15 protein-coding genes, 8 tRNA genes, 1 rRNA gene and 1 riboswitch are annotated in these 18,076 nt (G+C 34.5%); all 24 genes read right to left on the reverse strand.

The window, feature by feature from the left end:
- Nucleotides 1–165 precede the first annotated feature (165 nt).
- Nucleotides 166–242, reverse strand: a tRNA-Pro gene (locus FYJ71_RS05725).
- Nucleotides 243–249: 7 nt separating this feature from the next.
- Nucleotides 250–340, reverse strand: a tRNA-Ser gene (locus tag FYJ71_RS05730).
- 56 nt (nucleotides 341–396) lie between these two features.
- Nucleotides 397–485: transfer RNA gene (locus FYJ71_RS05735), tRNA-Ser, on the reverse strand.
- Nucleotides 486–489: 4 nt separating this feature from the next.
- Nucleotides 490–562 (reverse strand) — tRNA-Lys (locus tag FYJ71_RS05740).
- Between the two features lie 17 nt (nucleotides 563–579).
- Nucleotides 580–654, reverse strand: a tRNA-Thr gene (locus FYJ71_RS05745).
- 6 nt (nucleotides 655–660) lie between these two features.
- Nucleotides 661–736, reverse strand: a tRNA-Val gene (locus FYJ71_RS05750).
- Between the two features lie 3 nt (nucleotides 737–739).
- Nucleotides 740–811: transfer RNA gene (locus tag FYJ71_RS05755), tRNA-Glu, on the reverse strand.
- 13 nt (nucleotides 812–824) lie between these two features.
- Nucleotides 825–896: transfer RNA gene (locus FYJ71_RS05760), tRNA-Asn, on the reverse strand.
- 3 nt (nucleotides 897–899) lie between these two features.
- Nucleotides 900–1,016, reverse strand: a 5S ribosomal RNA gene (gene rrf / locus FYJ71_RS05765).
- Between the two features lie 268 nt (nucleotides 1,017–1,284).
- Entirely contained in the window at nucleotides 1,285–1,995 is a 711-nt protein-coding gene (locus tag FYJ71_RS05770; protein WP_154537862.1) for a LytR/AlgR family response regulator transcription factor, read from the reverse strand.
- Nucleotides 1,996–2,019: 24 nt separating this feature from the next.
- Nucleotides 2,020–3,417: a sensor histidine kinase gene (locus FYJ71_RS05775; protein WP_154537863.1), complete on the reverse strand. Its 1,398-nt coding sequence runs from the start codon at nucleotides 3,415–3,417 to the stop codon at nucleotides 2,020–2,022.
- A gap of 225 nt (nucleotides 3,418–3,642) precedes the next feature.
- Nucleotides 3,643–4,947, reverse strand: coding sequence for a phosphomethylpyrimidine synthase ThiC (gene thiC, locus FYJ71_RS05780; protein ID WP_154537864.1), 1,305 nt, complete (start codon nucleotides 4,945–4,947; stop codon nucleotides 3,643–3,645).
- 58 nt (nucleotides 4,948–5,005) lie between these two features.
- Nucleotides 5,006–6,445, reverse strand: coding sequence for a hydroxyethylthiazole kinase (gene thiM / locus FYJ71_RS05785; protein ID WP_154537865.1), 1,440 nt, complete (start codon nucleotides 6,443–6,445; stop codon nucleotides 5,006–5,008).
- Between the two features lie 16 nt (nucleotides 6,446–6,461).
- Nucleotides 6,462–7,307 carry a bifunctional hydroxymethylpyrimidine kinase/phosphomethylpyrimidine kinase gene (thiD, locus tag FYJ71_RS05790; RefSeq protein ID WP_154537866.1) on the reverse strand — a complete coding sequence of 282 codons (846 nt, stop codon included), beginning with the start codon at nucleotides 7,305–7,307 and terminating at the stop codon, nucleotides 6,462–6,464.
- Nucleotides 7,308–7,363: 56 nt separating this feature from the next.
- Nucleotides 7,364–7,471: riboswitch (TPP riboswitch) on the reverse strand.
- A gap of 176 nt (nucleotides 7,472–7,647) precedes the next feature.
- Nucleotides 7,648–8,601 carry a ribose-phosphate diphosphokinase gene (locus FYJ71_RS05795; RefSeq protein ID WP_154537867.1) on the reverse strand — a complete coding sequence of 318 codons (954 nt, stop codon included), beginning with the start codon at nucleotides 8,599–8,601 and terminating at the stop codon, nucleotides 7,648–7,650.
- 90 nt (nucleotides 8,602–8,691) lie between these two features.
- Nucleotides 8,692–10,065 (reverse strand): bifunctional UDP-N-acetylglucosamine diphosphorylase/glucosamine-1-phosphate N-acetyltransferase GlmU, encoded by a 1,374-nt coding sequence (gene glmU / locus FYJ71_RS05800; RefSeq protein WP_154537868.1) that lies wholly within the window; start codon nucleotides 10,063–10,065, stop codon nucleotides 8,692–8,694.
- Nucleotides 10,066–10,162: 97 nt separating this feature from the next.
- On the reverse strand, nucleotides 10,163–10,807 hold the full coding sequence (locus tag FYJ71_RS05805) for a C39 family peptidase (RefSeq protein ID WP_154537869.1): 645 nt from the start codon (nucleotides 10,805–10,807) through the stop codon (nucleotides 10,163–10,165).
- A 228-nt stretch (nucleotides 10,808–11,035) separates the two neighbouring features.
- Nucleotides 11,036–12,655 (reverse strand): chaperonin GroEL, encoded by a 1,620-nt coding sequence (gene groL / locus FYJ71_RS05810; protein ID WP_154537870.1) that lies wholly within the window; start codon nucleotides 12,653–12,655, stop codon nucleotides 11,036–11,038.
- A 177-nt stretch (nucleotides 12,656–12,832) separates the two neighbouring features.
- On the reverse strand, nucleotides 12,833–13,114 hold the full coding sequence (locus FYJ71_RS05815) for a co-chaperone GroES (RefSeq protein WP_154537871.1): 282 nt from the start codon (nucleotides 13,112–13,114) through the stop codon (nucleotides 12,833–12,835).
- 178 nt (nucleotides 13,115–13,292) lie between these two features.
- Nucleotides 13,293–14,159 (reverse strand): DNA-3-methyladenine glycosylase family protein, encoded by an 867-nt coding sequence (locus FYJ71_RS05820; RefSeq protein WP_334296327.1) that lies wholly within the window; start codon nucleotides 14,157–14,159, stop codon nucleotides 13,293–13,295.
- A gap of 201 nt (nucleotides 14,160–14,360) precedes the next feature.
- Entirely contained in the window at nucleotides 14,361–14,744 is a 384-nt protein-coding gene (locus tag FYJ71_RS05825; protein ID WP_154537872.1) for an Asp23/Gls24 family envelope stress response protein, read from the reverse strand.
- A gap of 11 nt (nucleotides 14,745–14,755) precedes the next feature.
- On the reverse strand, nucleotides 14,756–15,256 hold the full coding sequence (locus FYJ71_RS05830; protein WP_154537873.1) for a DUF2273 domain-containing protein: 501 nt from the start codon (nucleotides 15,254–15,256) through the stop codon (nucleotides 14,756–14,758).
- Nucleotides 15,257–15,269: 13 nt separating this feature from the next.
- Entirely contained in the window at nucleotides 15,270–15,857 is a 588-nt protein-coding gene (gene amaP, locus FYJ71_RS05835) for an alkaline shock response membrane anchor protein AmaP (RefSeq protein WP_154537874.1), read from the reverse strand.
- 156 nt (nucleotides 15,858–16,013) lie between these two features.
- Nucleotides 16,014–17,900, reverse strand: coding sequence for a hypothetical protein (locus FYJ71_RS05840; protein ID WP_154537875.1), 1,887 nt, complete (start codon nucleotides 17,898–17,900; stop codon nucleotides 16,014–16,016).
- Nucleotides 17,901–18,076: the final 176 nt, after the last annotated feature.

Raw genomic sequence — 18,076 nt, forward strand, 5'->3', positions numbered from 1 at the left:
CTTGGTTTGTTTGTGGTTTAAATTTCTAACAAAACTTACATAGTCTTATTATTATTTAAACGATTAATCAATTTGCTCTTTTGAGCTTATTGAATTAACCTGCTGTTCAATTTTCAAAGTTCATTTTAACTGTCTATCGTTAAGTCGATAGTCAATTACATTAAATGGTCGAGGTGGAGGGACTCGAACCCCCGGCCCCATGGTCCCAAACCACGTGCGCTACCAAACTGCGCTACACCTCGTCCAAAGTGGCGGAGAAGGAGGGATTCGAACCCTCGCACCGGTTACCCAGCCTAATCCCTTAGCAGGGGATCCTCTTGAGCCTCTTGAGTACTTCTCCATGTATTATTGACAACATAAAACTCTTCCTATGGCATTACCCTAGAAAAAGTAAAATGGCGGAGAGGGTGGGATTCGAACCCACGGTGCCTTTCAGCATCACTGGTTTTCAAGACCAGCTCCTTAAACCACTCGGACACCTCTCCAAAATGATCTATCCGCGACTCGAACGCGGGACACCTTGATTAAAAGTCAAGTGCTCTACCGACTGAGCTAATAGACCATATTATAAATTTTTAGTGGAGCTGGTGATAGGAATCGAACCTACAACCTGCTGATTACAAGTCAGCTGCTCTACCGTTGAGCCACACCAGCAAAATATGGTGGGAGTAACAGGGCTCGAACCTGTGACCCCCTGCTTGTAAGGCAGATGCTCTCCCAGCTGAGCTATACTCCCATATGACTCCTAGGGGAATCGAACCCCTGTTACCGCCGTGAAAGGGCGGTGTCTTAACCGCTTGACCAAGGAGCCAAGAAATCAAAAGCTCCAAGGGTGGGGCTCGAACCCACAGCCTACCGGTTAACAGCCGGTTGCTCCACCATTGAGCTACCTTGGAATAACGTGGCTATTTCTTATTCTCCCAGGCAGCTTCCCACCAAGTACCTTCAGCGCTAAAGAGCTTAACTTCTGTGTTCGGAATGGGAACAGGTGTATCCTCCTCGCTATAATAACCACATTATTTGCTTTTGTTTTTGTTTTCTTTTGTCCCTCATCAAGGACAAGTATTATATTATCATAGTTGAATTTATTCGTCAACACTTTTTCTATTTTTTTTTGTTATTTTTTTTATTTTTTTATTTTTTCGAACTAGAACCTATTATTTCGCAATAATAATATGCCTTATTCAGCGAACAATAGAATTATTATTTATTAAAAACAGTCATATAATTTATTTTTTTATTTTTTAATTGCACTCAAAATTATTCGGAAAATATGTAAAAAACCTATAACGATAGCATATATTTTTTATACATTTCCTTGAATTCCTTTTTCCTTCTTCTAGAAATCGGCAGTTCATCTCCATTTTTCATCATCACAGATTCATTCTTCACACATATAACGTGCGAATAATTAATCATCAATCCTCTGTATATTTCAAAAAAAATCTTATTATCAAACTCAAAAGGAAACTCTGTCATATACCTATATCTCGTATGATACAAATGCTTGTCAGTATGAATGTATAGATAACCACCGATCCTCTCGACATAATGAATATCATTTATAGTCATAGGTATATCACCATTATGAGTTTTAATAAGACGATTATCTGTATATATTTCGATAACATCCATCAACCTATTCATAACTACTGGTAGCTCCTTTTCTAGGTTTGATTTTCTTACAAAAGCAAAGGTATTAATGTCAAACACCTCATATACTCTTTCACTCTTATTAGTTACAAATATGAAAATCCCATTTTTATCCATTATTCTGACCTTTGTAGCCAACTCAATCCCATCATCAGCTCCCAACTCTATATCAAAAAAGTAAATACTATACTCATTATACTCTAGTGACTTTGTAAATTCTCTTGCTGATTCATATGAAAAAATCTCAATTTCCAAATTTTTTTTCGAAAAAAACAAATTCAGCTCACCAGCAATCAAATCAATAAAGTTTCTATCATCTTCACAAACGGCAATTTTAAGCATACCTCCACCACCATTAAAGAATTTCTATATATTAAAATACATTGATACCCTATACTCACTTCCATCCTTACTAACATCAATATCACCGAAATTTTTCTCCACTATCTCTTCGACTATTCGGCAACCATATCCTCTACGTATATTCTCCTTATTTGAGTAGTTTCTTTCGATACCATCAATATGTTTATTTTTTTCATCATATGTATTTACTATATTATACACCAAGCTACTCCCCTTTGGAAACATCTCAATATTAATATATGGATTATCAACATGCGAGCAAGCCTCAATTGAATTATCGATGGTATTAAACAATATTGCACTCAATTCGTATTGATCAATTTTTATCCTATTGGGAACAGTTGCTTTGATATCATATTTGATTCCAAATTTTTCCATATCATCAATTTTTTCATTTAGTATGATATCCACTATTTCGTTGCCACTTCTAATTTTAACAGGCAGAGTATTTCCAGTATTTTTAAGAGGTTTAATATATTCCCGAATTTTTGCAGAGCTACTACCGCTTCCATCTTCTTTTTTCGACAAAACATCGATTACCTTCATATGATTACTGATATCATGGCTTATCTTGGATACTTGCTCACTATGAGAAATTATTTTGTCCAAATAATTATCAGCATATTTCCTCATGTGATTTTCCACTTCTTTTTCATATAAATTCTTGTACAGATTATTTGCTTTCAGATAAAAATAAAAGTTCAAAAGCACTAAAAAGATTATACCTATTATAAGTATTATTCCATTATCGCTCATAGCATTATAAAATATCGAGTCCGCCTCGTCACCAATCTTTTTTAAACTAGAGTACGGAATTACATTTTTCAAGCTTTCAATCTTTCCTATCAATAATATGATAACAACATATATTGTTATCAGTATCTTTTCATCAATAGAGTCAAAATATAATCCATTACTATGTCTCCATTTGGATACATATCTATACATCAAATAAGTTACAGCCATAGGGATGATGGCAAATTCAACAAATAACTGTAAAACTGTGCACAAATCACTCTGAAAAGCTTTCAACCCAAATCTCACCGTCATTTTAATGCTACAAAAGACAACTATCATATAGGATACCTTTAAAACTAACGCATAGATTAAAGATAACAATTCACAATAGCTGACTCTATATCTCTTTTTCACGTAAAAATATATTAATGCCAAAAGCATAAAATCACTATATCCGAAAAAGCCATATATGTTTAATATCAATGAAATATGTATTTGACAAAAAACAGTATATATCATAAATATCAAAGAAAATGAAATAACATCTACAATTACATCCTTCTTTTTTCCTGCCTCACCTTTCAAGAAAAATATCATCATTAATCCTGTAATAATCTCTGATATATAAAAATGAATACCCTCAGAAATCAAATTGCCTATCATAATAATTCCACCTCACTGCCTTTACATTTCTTTTTTATATTTTCATATCAATATTTGCTTTGTATTTTCATAAAAACCCTTGTTTTATGCTTTCACTGCAATCTTTATTTTCTAATATACCATAGAATTGACGATATTTATATAAAGTGTGACAAAAGGTAGTAATATTGATATTAAAGGTACCACATTAGGTAATTTAACCTCTGTGATACCTTTGGCTGTAATCTAGTCTCTTAAAATATTTAAATCCTCTCCAGACATTATTTTTTTCATAGTTCTCATCGAGCACATTTTTCCACACATAGTACAAGTGTCTTCATGCTCTGGCGTAGATTCTTTTCTGTATCTTCTGGCTTTTTCCTCATCAATGGCTAGTGAAAACATAGTTTCCCAATCTATATCAGCCCTTGCCTTTGACATTTTGTCATCCCAATCTCTGGCATAAGGAACTTTCTTTGCAATATCGGCTGCATGGGCAGCAATTTTCGTAGCAATGATACCTTCCTTCATATCTTCCAAATCAGGTAGTCTTAGATGCTCTGCAGGTGTCACATAGCATAGAAAATCAACTCCTGCACTTGCAGCAATTGCACCACCAATCGCAGAGGTTATATGATCGTAACCAGGTGCAATATCAGTTACCAAAGGTCCTAACACATAAAATGGAGCCCCATGACAAAGTCTTTTCTGTAGCTTTACATTTGCCTCAATTTCATCAATAGCCATATGACCAGGACCTTCAATCATCACCTGTACATTTCTTTCCCAAGCTCTCAGAGTCAATTCTCCCAAAGTTATCAATTCTTTTATCTGTGCTGCATCAGTTGCATCTTTTGTACATCCTGGTCTCAAAGCATCTCCCAGACTTAAAGTTAAATCATATTCCTCACAGATATCCAAAAGCTCATCATATCTTTCATAGAATGGATTTTCTGCATTATTTAACTCCATCCATGCGTACATTAGAGACCCACCTCTTGAAACAATATTTGTCAATCTCTTATTTCTTTTGAAAACCTCCATCGCTTCCCTATTCATTCCGGCATGAATAGTTACGAAGTCCACCCCATCTTTTGCGTGCTTTCTGACAACCTCTAGGAATTCATCTGAAGTGATGTCTTTAAGCTCTTTATCATAGAAACCTATGGCATCATAAACGGGAACAGTTCCTATCATAGCAGTGGACATTGCTATCAGCTTCTTTCTAAATTCCTCTGTCTTACCAAAGGAACTCAAATCCATAATCGCTTCTACCTTCATATCAATAGCTTTTTTTACCTTTTCGAGTTCTTTATCCACATCTGGGCAATCTCTGGAAATCCCCAAATTCACATTGACTTTTGTACTCAATCCATTTCCTACGCCCTCCGCCATCAAGCTCTTATGATTGATATTTGCAGGAATTGCTATTTCCCCTTTTGCAACTCTCTCCATTAATATATCAGGATTCATGAACTCCTTTTCTGCCACCCTCTTCATTTCAGGTGTCAATATCCCTTTTTTCGCTGCTTCCATCTGTGTTTTATACATTTTCTATTCGTGCAAATAAAATTGCACTTCCTCCTTATTATTTATTTTAAGCTGGCATTTAGTAATTAGCCTTTATAATTTTTACAAACTCTTCCGTTCTCATCTTGCAATCGTCGTTATTCAAAATATCCGAAATTATGCAGACCCCATCAGCACCTTTTTTCAAAATTTTATCCACATTTTCCATATTTATTCCACCGATAGCCAAAACAGGAATATGAACATTTCCTATTATTTTTTCAACCTCTTCATCAGAAATGATCGAAGTATCCGATTTTGTGATAGTATTATAAACCGCACCCATACCAATATAATCAGCTCCTTTATCTTGAGCTATCTTTGCCTCTTCATATGACTTAGCCGAAATGCCTATGATTTTATTATGTCCAATCAGCCTTCTTGCGATTTCTATTGGCATATCACTCTGACCAATATGTATACCATCAGAATCAACTGCCAAAGCAATATCTATTCTGTCATTAACGATAAACAACGCATTGTACTTTTCGCATAGTCCTTTTATTCTCAACGCCCTCTCGTAGAATCTACCAGTATCCATTTCTTTTTCTCTTAACTGGACGACCTTTGCACCACCCTTAAGAGCATCTTCCACACAGCAATAAAAATCCTTACCCAAACACGCCTTTTCATCTGTTACAAGATACATACTATATTTTGACTCAATACACTGAAAATTAATCTTTCCATATTTTTCAACCTTCTGTGCATTCAGCTCGAAAATATTATCCATAAGCCTTTGCCTATATGTACCTATGGGAACACCATCCTCCAATGCCATCTCTCCACACAAGCTCATAGAAACAACTCCACAAATAGCACTTACCAGAGGATTTTTTGTCGCCCCCAAAAAGCTTCCGCATAAAGATGCAATCATACATCCAGTACCTGTAATATACGCCAATTTATCAGATTGATTTTCTACAGTGACCACTATACTTCCATCAGTGATAATATCGATCTTTCCAGTAACAGCACATACACAGTTATACTTATTTGCTACTTTTATGGCTGCATCTTTCGCCAATAAGCTATCCAGCTCCGAATCCACCCCTTTGGTTTTGACGTTTTCACCAGATAAATATAGTATTTCTGAAGCATTGCCCTTGATTATACTCGGATGAACCTCTTTTAAAAAATCAAACACCGAATCATTTCTGTATTTTGTAGCACCAGCTCCGACTGGGTCAAAGACAATTCCAATATTTTTTTCATTGGCTATCCTTCCTGCCTTTGTCATAGTTGCCAAGCTTTCTTTTCCAATCCCACCAAAGTTTATCACCAAAGAATCAGAAATAGATGTCATCTGATCAGCTTCCTCAAACGAATCACCCATCACAGGGGAAGCACCAATAGCAAGGGTAACATTTGCACAATCGTTGATAGTCACGTAGTTTGTGATCTGCTCAACTAACGGCTTTTTCATCCTGACTGACGAGAACGCTTCTAGAATATCCTTTTTCAACCTATCAATTTTCATTTCACACCTCCAAATATCAAATATTTGATTCTGAAACTAGCTCTAATTTCAGCAAATCATAAATTTCTCCCATCGGATTTGTAGGCCCATTTCCATGACCTATATTCAATGAGTGTTTTATAGCATTTGTAACAAAAACCTTAGACACAGCAACTGCCTCTTCAAGAGAAAAACCTTTTGCCAAATATGATGCAATTGCCGAAGACAACGTACAACCAGTTCCATGAGTATTCTTTGTTTCTATTCTTTGATTATCAAGCCTGATAACGCTCATATCTTTTTTTATGAGAACATCACATGGCTCATCGTCCAAGTGCCCCCCTTTTACTAAAACACTACATCCAAATCGCTTGACAATTTCTCTACCAATACATTCCATTCCCTCAACAGAATTGATATCAGCTATCTTGTTTCCAGTCATCATTTCGTAAATACACTTTGCTTCAGATAAATTTGGCGTTATCAACTCCGCCATATTAAACAGCTTCTCTTGTAATGATTTTTTTGCTTTATCATCTATCAAATCGTGTCCAGAGGTCGAAACCATTACAGGATCCACGACAATATGCTCAACACCCCATTTTTTTATGTTTTTATATACGGATTCGATAATTTCCAAGCTCGATAGCATACCAATTTTAATAGCATCCACTCTAATATCATCATAGATTGCATTCAATTGCTCGACGACCATCTTCTGTGAAACGTTTTCTACATAGTTCACACCCATCGTATTTTGAGCTGTCAGTGCTGTTATAACGCTCATACCATACACTCCACAAGAAGCAAATGTCTTTAAGTCTGTTTGAATACCGGCACCTCCACTACAATCAGAGCCGGCTATTGTAAGCACATTTTTCATCAGTTTTCTCCTCTTTTTTTAAATTGCATAAAAAAAATGTACCCTAAAATGGATACATAATATGCGCTATATAATTCCTACGCTGGCATTATCCAGATCAAGTCAAAAGGTCAAGGCTCAACATCCTTTTCTCAGCCGATTTATCAGCTCCCTTAAAATATTCAATTTCTATTTAGATTTCTATCTAAGTATATATTATCACAAATACGAATCTATATCTACATAAATTTGCGAATTTCGTATATTCATCAAATTTTCTTAGAAAAAAAGAAAGTCACCACACACATAAGGTGAGTGTAGCGACTCTCTATCTTTTTAATGGAAAGCATCTGTACTCAAATTAAAACAATTTGCTCACTGAATCACAAGTATAAATTCTATTGATTGCATCAGCAAAAATGTCTGCAACAGACATAACCTTTATTTTGTCTATTCTCTTTTCTTCAGGTAATTCGATAGTATCTAACACTATAAGCTCCTTAATATCAGAGCTTTCGATTCTCTCAATTGCAGGACCTGACAAAACGCCATGAGTACAACATGCATACACGTCCTTTGCACCGAATTTCTTTAGTGCAGAAGCGGCATTAACTATTGTTCCTGCAGTATCTATCATATCGTCAAGCAAGATTACATTCTTTCCTTCTACTTCACCAATGATATTCATGACTTCACTTACATTTGGCTTCGGTCTTCTCTTGTCGATTATTGCAATTGGAACTTCCTTGCTAATATTGTTTGCAAATTTTCTAGATCTAGTAACACTACCCAAATCAGGAGAAACTACTACCAAATCATCGATATCCAAATGCTTGAAATAATCAGCCAATATTTTTCCACCCAATAGGTGATCGACCGGAATATCAAAGTATCCCTGAATCTGACCAGCATGTAAATCCATTGTCAAAACTCTGTCTGCTCCAGCAGCCGTAATCAAGTTTGCAACCAATTTCGCAGTGATTGGATCTCTTGCCTTTGCCTTTCTATCTTGTCTTGCGTAACCATAGTACGGAATAACCGCTGCCACAGAACCAACAGAAGCTCTCTTCAAAGCATCAATTAATATCAACAATTCCATCAAATTATTGTTAACAGGGCTATTTGTAGACTGTATAACAAAAACATCGCAACCTCTTATTGTTTCATTGATAGTAACAGCTATCTCACCATCACTAAAAGTATCAACCTGACAGTCAACCAATTCTGTTCCTAAACGCTCTGCTATCTTTGTAGCCAACTCTTTTGAAGCGTTTCCAGCAATAAGCTTCATCTTATGGCTATTGTAACGAGTCATAAACACAAACCTCCTAAAATATATTAAAAATACAACTGTAGTAATTCATTTTTTGCATTTTAATTATACCACAAAATTTAGAATTAATCATTATTTTTCACTATCAATTTCCCTTTTTTTCTGCACCCAGCCTTCTTTGATAACCTGTCTTTGCCTTGCAATTCCAAGAGATCCAGCAGGTATATCATCGGTTATTGTAGAGCCGGTTGCTATAAAAGCATCCTTTTTCACAACTACAGGAGCTACCAAATTCGAATTAGAACCGATAAATGCATCATCCTCAACAACAGATTTGAACTTATTCTTTCCGTCGTAGTTTACGAACACCACACCACAACCGACATTTACTCTTTCACCTACTTGTGCATCTCCTATGTACGATAGATGTGATGCTTTTGAGCCATCCCCAAAACTTGCATTTTTGACTTCGACAAAGTCGCCAATCTTACATTCGTTACCAATATTTGAGTTCGGTCTTAAATACGCATAAGGTCCCACATTTGTATCTTCTCCTACAATTGATTTAATCACCTCAGATTTTTTTACGGTAGTCCTGTCGCCAATTGTCGAATCAGATATACCAGTTTGAGGTCCGATTACACAGTTCGACCCAATGACTGTTTTCCCAGAAATCATACATCCTGGAAGAATTACAGTATCAGCACCAATATCTACTCCCGCATCAATATATGTAGAATCTGTATCGATAATAGTTACACCATTTATCATATGCTGTTCATTGATCCTTCTTCTCATTATTCTTTCTGCATCAGAAAGCTGTACTCTCGAATTAACTCCCATCAATTCTTCAATAGTCGCTCCCAAATAGGCATCTGCTCTTCCTCCCATATTTCTAATAATTTCTATAGTATCTGGCAGGTAGTATTCGCCCTGTGCATTATTATTTCCGACATATTGTAGAGAATCTTTTAAAAACGCTCCATTAAAGCAATATATACCCGAATTTATTTCTCTGACAGATTTCTCTTGCTCTGAAGCATCTTTTTGCTCCACTATTTTCATAAATTCATTGCTCGAATCTCTGATTACTCTTCCGTATCCAGTTGGATCATCTACTTCAGTAGTAAGAACTGTTACAGCATTGTCGTTTTGATCATGATGCTTAAAAAACTCGACCAATGTTTCTTCACTTATCAATGGTGTATCTCCACAGAGAACAACCACTGTGTCTGCATCATCAATATAGTCATTCGCCATCATCACTGCATGAGCCGTTCCAAGCTGCTCCTCTTGGATTGCAATCTTAACATCATCGCTTAAAACCTCTTTGACAGCATCAATTCCATGTCCCAAAATAACTATCGTTTCATCAACACCAGCAGATTTTGATGTATCTATTACGTGATTTACCATTTCTTTACCACAAACCTTGTGTACAACCTTTGGATAAGTTGATTTCATTCTAGTTCCTTTTCCAGCCGCAAGTATTATAGACTTTTTCATATTTCCTCCAAAAAAGTATTATTATTTTATATATCAATATTAAACCTTTTAATTAAAACATTTGTATTAATCAATATACGCTATATCCTATATTATATCATATTACGACTGCTCTTTGCCCCATTTGATAATATAATTTTGTAAATTGAAGTACACTGATCTCTCTTTTACCTTTAATCGGATCTACAACTTTAACTTTTCCCATATTGGTACCCTCTACAACAATGCAATGAAGATTTGAATACAGTCTATTTTCCTTACCGTTTTGATCGATATATTTACCGCTTCCAAATTCCGGAGCCTTATCGTCCAAAGTGTACCAAACCGCTACCGGCTTTTTCCATATCACTACATTTGACAGCACTCCAAGTATTGACATTCCAGTTTTGTCTTTTGCATTTGTCGATACTCCCATCTTTTTGAAATATTCATTTGCTGCATCTGTAATCGGTGACGCATAGCAATAATATCCATTTTTATACGGACTTCCTATATATGCCTTGTTAGGATCTGCATTTGTAAATCCAGTTTTTTTCAAAAAACTGTCCATATTTTCTTTTGATACGTTATAACCATTGTAATTCATCAACATAGTGAGCGATGTTATCTCACAACCATTCGGCATATTTGGATATTGCCCTATGTAATTTACATTTAACTGTCTATTTGGAACTGTAAAATATATTGATATTGCTATCAACAAAACCAGTCCAATTTTTAAAATATTTCCTATAGTTTTCATAGTTCTTATCCTCTCTAGTATTTTCCATTATTATTATTGGATTTAATTCGAGTATTTCAACAGTATAGATTATTATCATTAATTAAAGCATAACAAAATAAGGACAGATACTACCTTAATTAGGTAAAATCTGTCCAAAAACAATCTATATTCAAATGCAATCACAATTTAAACGAAGCCACGAAATTCTACAACTTCACTTATCGATATATATACAGCTTCATTTGACTACATCATTCCAGGCATTCCACCAGGCATTGGCATATCATCATTTCCTGGTAAATCTGCTATCGCTGCTTCTGTAGTTAAGAATACACTAGCAATAGATGCCGCATTTTGTAAAGCACTTCTGCTCACCTTTGTAGGGTCGACAATTCCAGCCTCTATCATATCAACATATTTTTCATTTAGAGCATCAAATCCAACATTCGCTTCGGAATTAATCACGTTTTGTATTATTACAGATCCTTCCAAACCAGCATTATGAGCAATCTGTCTCAAAGGCTCTTCCAATGCTCTTCTGATAATCTTCGCTCCCAATTTTTCTTCACCATCTAGTGAATCGACCAAATCATCAACGGCTGGAATAACACTTACAAACGCAGTACCACCACCAGAAACAATACCTTCCTGAACAGCTGCTTTTGTCGCATTTAAAGCATCTTCAATTCTCAACTTTCTTTCCTTCATTTCCACTTCTGTAGCTGCACCAACTTTTACCACTGCAACCCCTCCAGAAAGCTTCGCCAATCTTTCAGAAAGTTTTTCTCTATCAAAATCTGAAGTTGTATCTTCAATTTGACGTCTAATTTGACTAATTCTATTCTTAATATCTAGCTTATTACCGAATCCACCAACTATTGTAGTAGTTTCTTTATTTACCTTTACTGTCTGTGCTCTACCCAACATTGTTAAATCGACATCTTTTAATTCAAATCCAAGCTCAGTTGATATAAATCTACCACCTGTCAGAATAGAAATATCCTCTAACATTGCTTTTCTTCTATCACCAAAAGCAGGTGCTTTAACAGCCACTACATCAAATGTACCTCTTAGCTTATTCACTACCAAAGTAGATAATGCTTCACCCTCAAGATCCTCAGATATTATAAGTAGCTTTCCACCAGACTGAACAAGCTCTTCAAGTAATGGCAGAATTTCCTGTATATTGCTTATCTTTTTATCAGTTATCAAAATATATGGATTTTCAAGAACTGCTTCCATCTTTTCCACGTCAGAAACCATATACGCAGACACAAATCCTCTGTCAAACTGCATACCTTCAACTGCTTCCAACTCAGTTACCATTGATTTTGACTCTTCAATTGTAATAACACCGTCTTTTCCAACGATTTCCATAGCTTCAGCTATCAATTTACCTACTTCTTCATCGCCAGCAGAAATAGAACCAACTTGAGAAATCTCTTCTCTTGTGTTAATTTCCTTTGAATTTTTCTTCAATTCATTTACTGCAACTTCAACAGCCTTATTTATTCCTTTTCTCAACAATATAGGGTTTGATCCAGCAGTTACATTTTTTAATCCTTCTCTAATAATAGCCTGAGCAAGAACTGTGGCAGTAGTAGTACCATCACCTGCAACATCATTTGTCTTTGTGGCAACTTCCTTTACAAGCTGAGCACCCATATTTTCAAATTTATCCTCAAGCTCTATCTCTCTTGCAATGGTAACACCGTCGTTCGTAATCAACGGAGCTCCGAATTTCTTATCAAGAATTACGTTTCTTCCCTTTGGTCCAAGAGTAACTTTAACAGTATCTGCCAATTTGTTTACACCATTCTCAAGTGCAAGTCTTGCATCCTTTGAAAACTTTATTTCCTTTGCCATTTATACCACTCCCTTTTTATCAAATTTGTTCTTAATTACATTATTTTACTGTATATTTTTAGTATATTTTTTATTTACTACACTTTTCATAATTAGTATAGTTGTACTATACATAATAAATCATTTTATCAGATTGTTCTTATATATTGTTCTCAGCATATTTTTCTCAATATATTTTTAGCAGATTACTCCTACTACATCTTCTTGTTTCAAAACAATGAACTCTTCATTATCTAATTTTACTTCTGTACCTGCATATTTATTGTATATTACCTTGTCACCAACGGACAATTCCATTTGAACTTCTTTTCCATCAACTATTCCTGATCCGACGGCTACTACCTCTGCAAACTGTGGAACCTCTTTAGCTGCACCAGTCAATATTATTCCGCTAGCAGTCTTTTCCTCTGCTTCGACCTTTTTCAAAACTACTCTGTCACCCAATGGCTTAATCTTCATAGCAATTTACCTCCAATTTCTAGATCGCAATACTTAAATCTCAACGACCATTTTAATGTGATATTTATACTTATTATTAATTTTTATTATTAGCACTCTATAACTTCAACTGCTAATAGTATATTCTTACAACCTTAACTTTTTCTTAAAATTTTGATATATATCAATATGTATTAATCTACTTTCCTAGGTCTAATTCCCTCATATAATAGAACAGATATTGCTGTGCAAATCCCGCATTTTCACCAAACAGATTCATACCATAGCTTCTCATTTTTGGCAAACTCATCTCATCAGCACCATAAAATTCCTGCATAACTCTTTTTACCCATACATCTACTGGAAAAGAGTTGTATTTTCTATATCCAAACAAGGCTATACAATCGGCAACCTTAGCTCCAACGCCTTTAAACTTCATCAACTCCTTGTGACATATATCTGACTCAAAATCATAAAACTCATTAATATCCACACCATTGACTACATCATTTGTAGTAGAAAAAATATACTTATCTCTAAATCCAGTCTTGCAATCTCTCAAATCATCAATGCTAGCCTTTGACAATTCTTCCGGAGTAGGGAACGCATAATATTTTTTCCCCCTAAATTCACCTATCTCCCTACCGTATCGCTCTGAAATATTGGCTATGGCTCTCTGAATCATCGGAATTCTATTGTTTGAAGAAATAATAAATGAAATCAACATTTCCCAACAGTCCTGCTGTAAAATTCTTATCCCCCAGCCAAAATCGACTGCCTTGTTTAAGTTTTCATCAAAACCAGACAATTCATATTTTAGCTTTGAGTAATCTCTTCCTAGATCAAAATAGTCAAACCAAATATTTTTAAAATCCTCTATATTAGTATTTTCAAATACAATATCATCACCAGCATTGCTTACATTAATTACTTTACCCTTTGCAACGCCCGTATATGATCCATCATCTTCTCTTATCCATCTAAAGCATTGACCGCAATCGAAAATATGCTGAGGTAAAAAATCTTTTACATCCTTCAAAATAATCTTATTTCCTTCAATTATCAGCTTATAATCGTCAAGTTTCAAATCATTTCCTCTTAAATCTGCGTTTATCTTAACCTCTGACTTATCTTTCAATTTTGACACAAAATCACCCCTATTTTAATATATTTGAACAAAGTTCTACATCTAAGTATATACCAATTTTAGCATAAACCAAAACAAAGCAACCATACAAATTTGCACAGTTGCTTTATTTTTTCAAAACTATTTATCAGATAATTCTTTGAACGTTTCAGAATTTACGACATCTTCAATTTTTGCATTTACTTCAACAACCTTCAAACCTGTCATAGTGAAAACTTGGTCTGTAATAAGTGCCTTTACCTCTGCATACTTTTCTCTGGCATTTTTACCAAATTCCAAAACCAATCTCAGATCTACAGCAACTTCAGTTTCCCCTACCTCAACGTTAATACCCAGACTTCCGCTAGATTTTCCTACAAGGGAAAATCCACCACCACTTTTGACTATCGCAACACCTTCGACATTTTTCACAGCCATATCAACTATCTTTGAAATAACCTGACCGTCAAAAGTCAATTTTCCATTGTCTATTACCTCAACTACAGTGTTCTCATTATTTTCCATAAATAATCCTCCTACCTAAACTTTCTCACCACAATTTCTATTAATCTCATCAATCTCGAATTTCCGTCAAAATATTGACCGACAATATTTGAAGCTAGAACGACTACAAAAATAAGTAAAGATTTCTTAAAACCAATCAACAATATCAATATTGAAAAAATAATTCCTATAAATGTCCACTTAAAGGTGTTTGGTTTTCCTCCGTATGACTTCATTACAAACTCGTCAATCACCCAATCTGAAATATCATCCTTATCATATTTCTTTCTATTAGAATTGTTTCTAAAGCTTTCTTCTCCAAAATCAGTGCTATAGCCAGAATCGAAATCTACATCATCTCTATCAATTTTTCTGTATACTTCCTCAAAATACTCATCATCTAAATCATTCGGATTCTCTATAGTATCCTTATTGTCAAAGGAAGTGTTACTGTTTTCAAAAATCACCTTACTCTTGAAAGTCGGCTTGGACGATTCGTCAAAATCAACAATATGATAGTTTTCATCAAACAATATTTTCACCCCCTTAATTTATAGTCCTACTCCTACCTTTATTATCAATGCCATTTTCAGCTTTGTTTTCAACCTCAAAAACCTTTATATTTACCTCATCGACTGCTATTCCAAGAAAGCTTTCCAGCTCATTGTTTACATCGTCCTGCAATACACTACAAAACTCCCCAAGATTAACGTCGACAAGCAAATTTTTATCTATACCGCAATTTACAGTGACATATATATTTTGCTTTCCATCCTTTGTTTTCAATTCTATTGTAGAATCTACTTGGAAAACCTCGTCATGTGAACCTACAGCTCCTTGCACGACGTTTTTCACAGCATCAACCGATACTTCAAGAGATGTATCGCCATCATTCAGTTGAATAAACTTTGCCAATTGTTTCTTTTTTATGGAACTCATCATTTTCACAATTATAAAAATTAATGAAATCACTGATAAAACCGTTACAATTCCATATAAATACTCACTTAACGTTGGAAAACTCTCATAAATCACGCCATAAACTGTATCAAATGAAACTACATTCAAAAGCAGTATTGTCAATATTATTATTAAATAACAAATTATATCAATAGCTCTCTTAAATCGTGTCATAAAACACCACCTATTCTTATTCAAATACACTAATTACAGTATAACACGATATCATTTGTATCGTAAAGAATTATATACGAAAAAAGCCATAGGAATTATCCTAAAGCTTTTTTCTTCTGTTAAATTAATATTATTTTATCTTTGTGTATTTTACGCTTATTTATCATTTTTCTTGAATAGTATAAGAGCTGCTCCCACTAAACTACTCAATCCCATTAATGACGTAGCAATTGAATGTTGAATACCCATCTGAGGAAGCATCTTCTTTTTAATATTCTTTGGTGCTTCGTTCGTCTTGTCCGACATTCTGTTTTTATTATTTTCCTTCTTTGGTGCTTCATTCATTTTATTCTTGTTTGAGTCACCTTTTTTGTTCATATCATCCTTTTGAGGAGACTTCATTTCAGGTTTCTTCATCTCAGGATTGTTATTTTCAGGTTTCTTGTTTTCTGTCTTTTCCTTGCTGTCAGACTTTGGTTCTATAACTCTAGGCTTTAGACTATCTTTATTAGCATTTGGTGCCATTACCTTTGGCTTTTCATTTTTCTTTTCCTCTATTTTTGGCTTATTTTCCTTTGGCATTTTTGCTTCTGGTTTCTTTTCTACCTTTGGCTTATTTGTCTCAGGCATTTTTGCTTCAGGCTTCTTTTCAATTTTCTTTTCTACCTCCGGCTTCTTTTCCTTTGGCGATTTTGGTTCTGCCTTTGGTTTCACAGGAGGTTTATCTTCCTTATCTTTCTTTGGTGCTTCTGGATTACTTGGCTTTTCAGGATCTTTTGGTTTTTCTGGTTCTACCATTGGACTCTGAGGATTATTTTTAATTCCATCCCATGAGAAAGGACCATCCTTATCAACTGAAAGTCCATCTAACAGCTCTCTAACTGTTTTATCATAATCAGCTTCAGAAAGATAATCAATACCGCTAATTAACAATTTAATAATGTTGTTCTTAGTTGTTTCATCAAGCCCATCTATTCTATCTCTAAGGATATTAGAAACTTCATCTCTATTATTTCTTACCTTGCTTATTTTTTCTTTGATTTCCATCCTATTTTTCCAGTATTTACCTCGTTCTTCTGGTGCAGATTCATCAGATTTTTCATTTTCCATTTCTTTATTAGACTTAGGATTATTATTCTTTTCTTTTTCTTTTCTTGCCAATTCATCTTGTTGTTTTGCTTTTTCTAATATTGAATTCAGATTTCTTTCAAGGTCTTCCAAATTAATTTTTCCCACTTTATCTCCTTCAATATTGTCTTTAACAGCTTGTCTTTTTTCCTCTGGCAAATCCTTAAGTTCTTCTAACTTTTTCAAAGCATCATCTATTAGTTTTTCTTTTTTTTCTTTTCTAGCTGATTCATCTTGTTGTTTTGCTAATTCTAATATCGAATTTAGATTGTTTTTAAGTTTTTCCAAGCTAATTGTTCCGACTCCATCACCTTCAATATTAGTTTTAACAGTTTTTCTTTTTTCCTCTGGCAAGTCCTTTAGTTCTTCTAACTTTTTCAAAGCATCATCTATTAGTTTTTTCTTTTCTTCGCTGTCATTAATCTTTTCACCTGTCATCTTTTCTTTCAAAGGTTCAAGTTTTATCTTATCTGTCTCTTTATCACTATTTATTGTTACACCACCATTACTCAATGGATTTCTTGAATCAAAAGTATTCCCTTGAATACTTAACTTATCTGAGCTATTATCTTCTGTTGTCGCTGAATTACTTTCTGAACCAGTATTGCTAGTAAGCGCCTCTGGTTTCGGACTTTCTTCCTTATTTCTCGAAAGTGAGCTTACAGTAATCGAATTTGTACTTATCGGACTTGTACTTACAGAACTACTTTCACCCACACTTGTAGAACCACCACTCATAGTTGTTGTATCTACACTATTACTACTTGTAATATTAACATCTTTTTCTTCCGCTCTCACTGAGTTTGTAATTCCAATGCTTCCTACTACCGCTGCTGTTATTATTACAGTTGTTGCAGTTCTCTTAATATTGTTACTTAATCTGCTCTCGTTGCTCTTTCTTTCCTTTCTAGTCATAATCATTACCCCACTTCAAAATCATAATTACATTTGCATTTCAATTTAAAAAATCATTAAATTATTTCGTTACCATTATTATCTTATACTAGAGTAATAGTAAACTAAATTAAAGTCAAGCGATTTAAGAGAACCTTACGCTTTATTAATCCATTCTTAAACTTATCTTAATAATT

It is taken from the genome of Peptostreptococcus porci (assembly GCF_009695815.1).
Taxonomy (GTDB): domain Bacteria; phylum Bacillota; class Clostridia; order Peptostreptococcales; family Peptostreptococcaceae; genus Peptostreptococcus; species Peptostreptococcus porci.

Bases quoted from the DNA above. Each gene is read 5' to 3' on its own strand.
- FYJ71_RS05770 (WP_154537862.1), bottom strand. From the start codon at position 1,995: ATGCTTAAAATTGCCGTTTGTGAAGATGATAGAAACTTTATTGATTTG.
- FYJ71_RS05775 (WP_154537863.1), bottom strand. From the start codon at position 3,417: ATGATAGGCAATTTGATTTCTGAGGGTATTCATTTTTATATATCAGAG.
- thiC (WP_154537864.1), bottom strand. From the start codon at position 4,947: ATGTATAAAACACAGATGGAAGCAGCGAAAAAAGGGATATTGACACCT.
- thiM (WP_154537865.1), bottom strand. From the start codon at position 6,445: ATGAAAATTGATAGGTTGAAAAAGGATATTCTAGAAGCGTTCTCGTCA.
- thiD (WP_154537866.1), bottom strand. From the start codon at position 7,307: ATGAAAAATGTGCTTACAATAGCCGGCTCTGATTGTAGTGGAGGTGCC.
- FYJ71_RS05795 (WP_154537867.1), bottom strand. From the start codon at position 8,601: ATGACTCGTTACAATAGCCATAAGATGAAGCTTATTGCTGGAAACGCT.
- glmU (WP_154537868.1), bottom strand. From the start codon at position 10,065: ATGAAAAAGTCTATAATACTTGCGGCTGGAAAAGGAACTAGAATGAAA.
- FYJ71_RS05805 (WP_154537869.1), bottom strand. From the start codon at position 10,807: ATGAAAACTATAGGAAATATTTTAAAAATTGGACTGGTTTTGTTGATA.
- groL (WP_154537870.1), bottom strand. From the start codon at position 12,655: ATGGCAAAGGAAATAAAGTTTTCAAAGGATGCAAGACTTGCACTTGAG.
- FYJ71_RS05815 (WP_154537871.1), bottom strand. From the start codon at position 13,114: ATGAAGATTAAGCCATTGGGTGACAGAGTAGTTTTGAAAAAGGTCGAA.
- FYJ71_RS05825 (WP_154537872.1), bottom strand. From the start codon at position 14,744: ATGGAAAATAATGAGAACACTGTAGTTGAGGTAATAGACAATGGAAAA.
- amaP (WP_154537874.1), bottom strand. From the start codon at position 15,857: ATGACACGATTTAAGAGAGCTATTGATATAATTTGTTATTTAATAATA.
- FYJ71_RS05840 (WP_154537875.1), bottom strand. From the start codon at position 17,900: ATGACTAGAAAGGAAAGAAAGAGCAACGAGAGCAGATTAAGTAACAAT.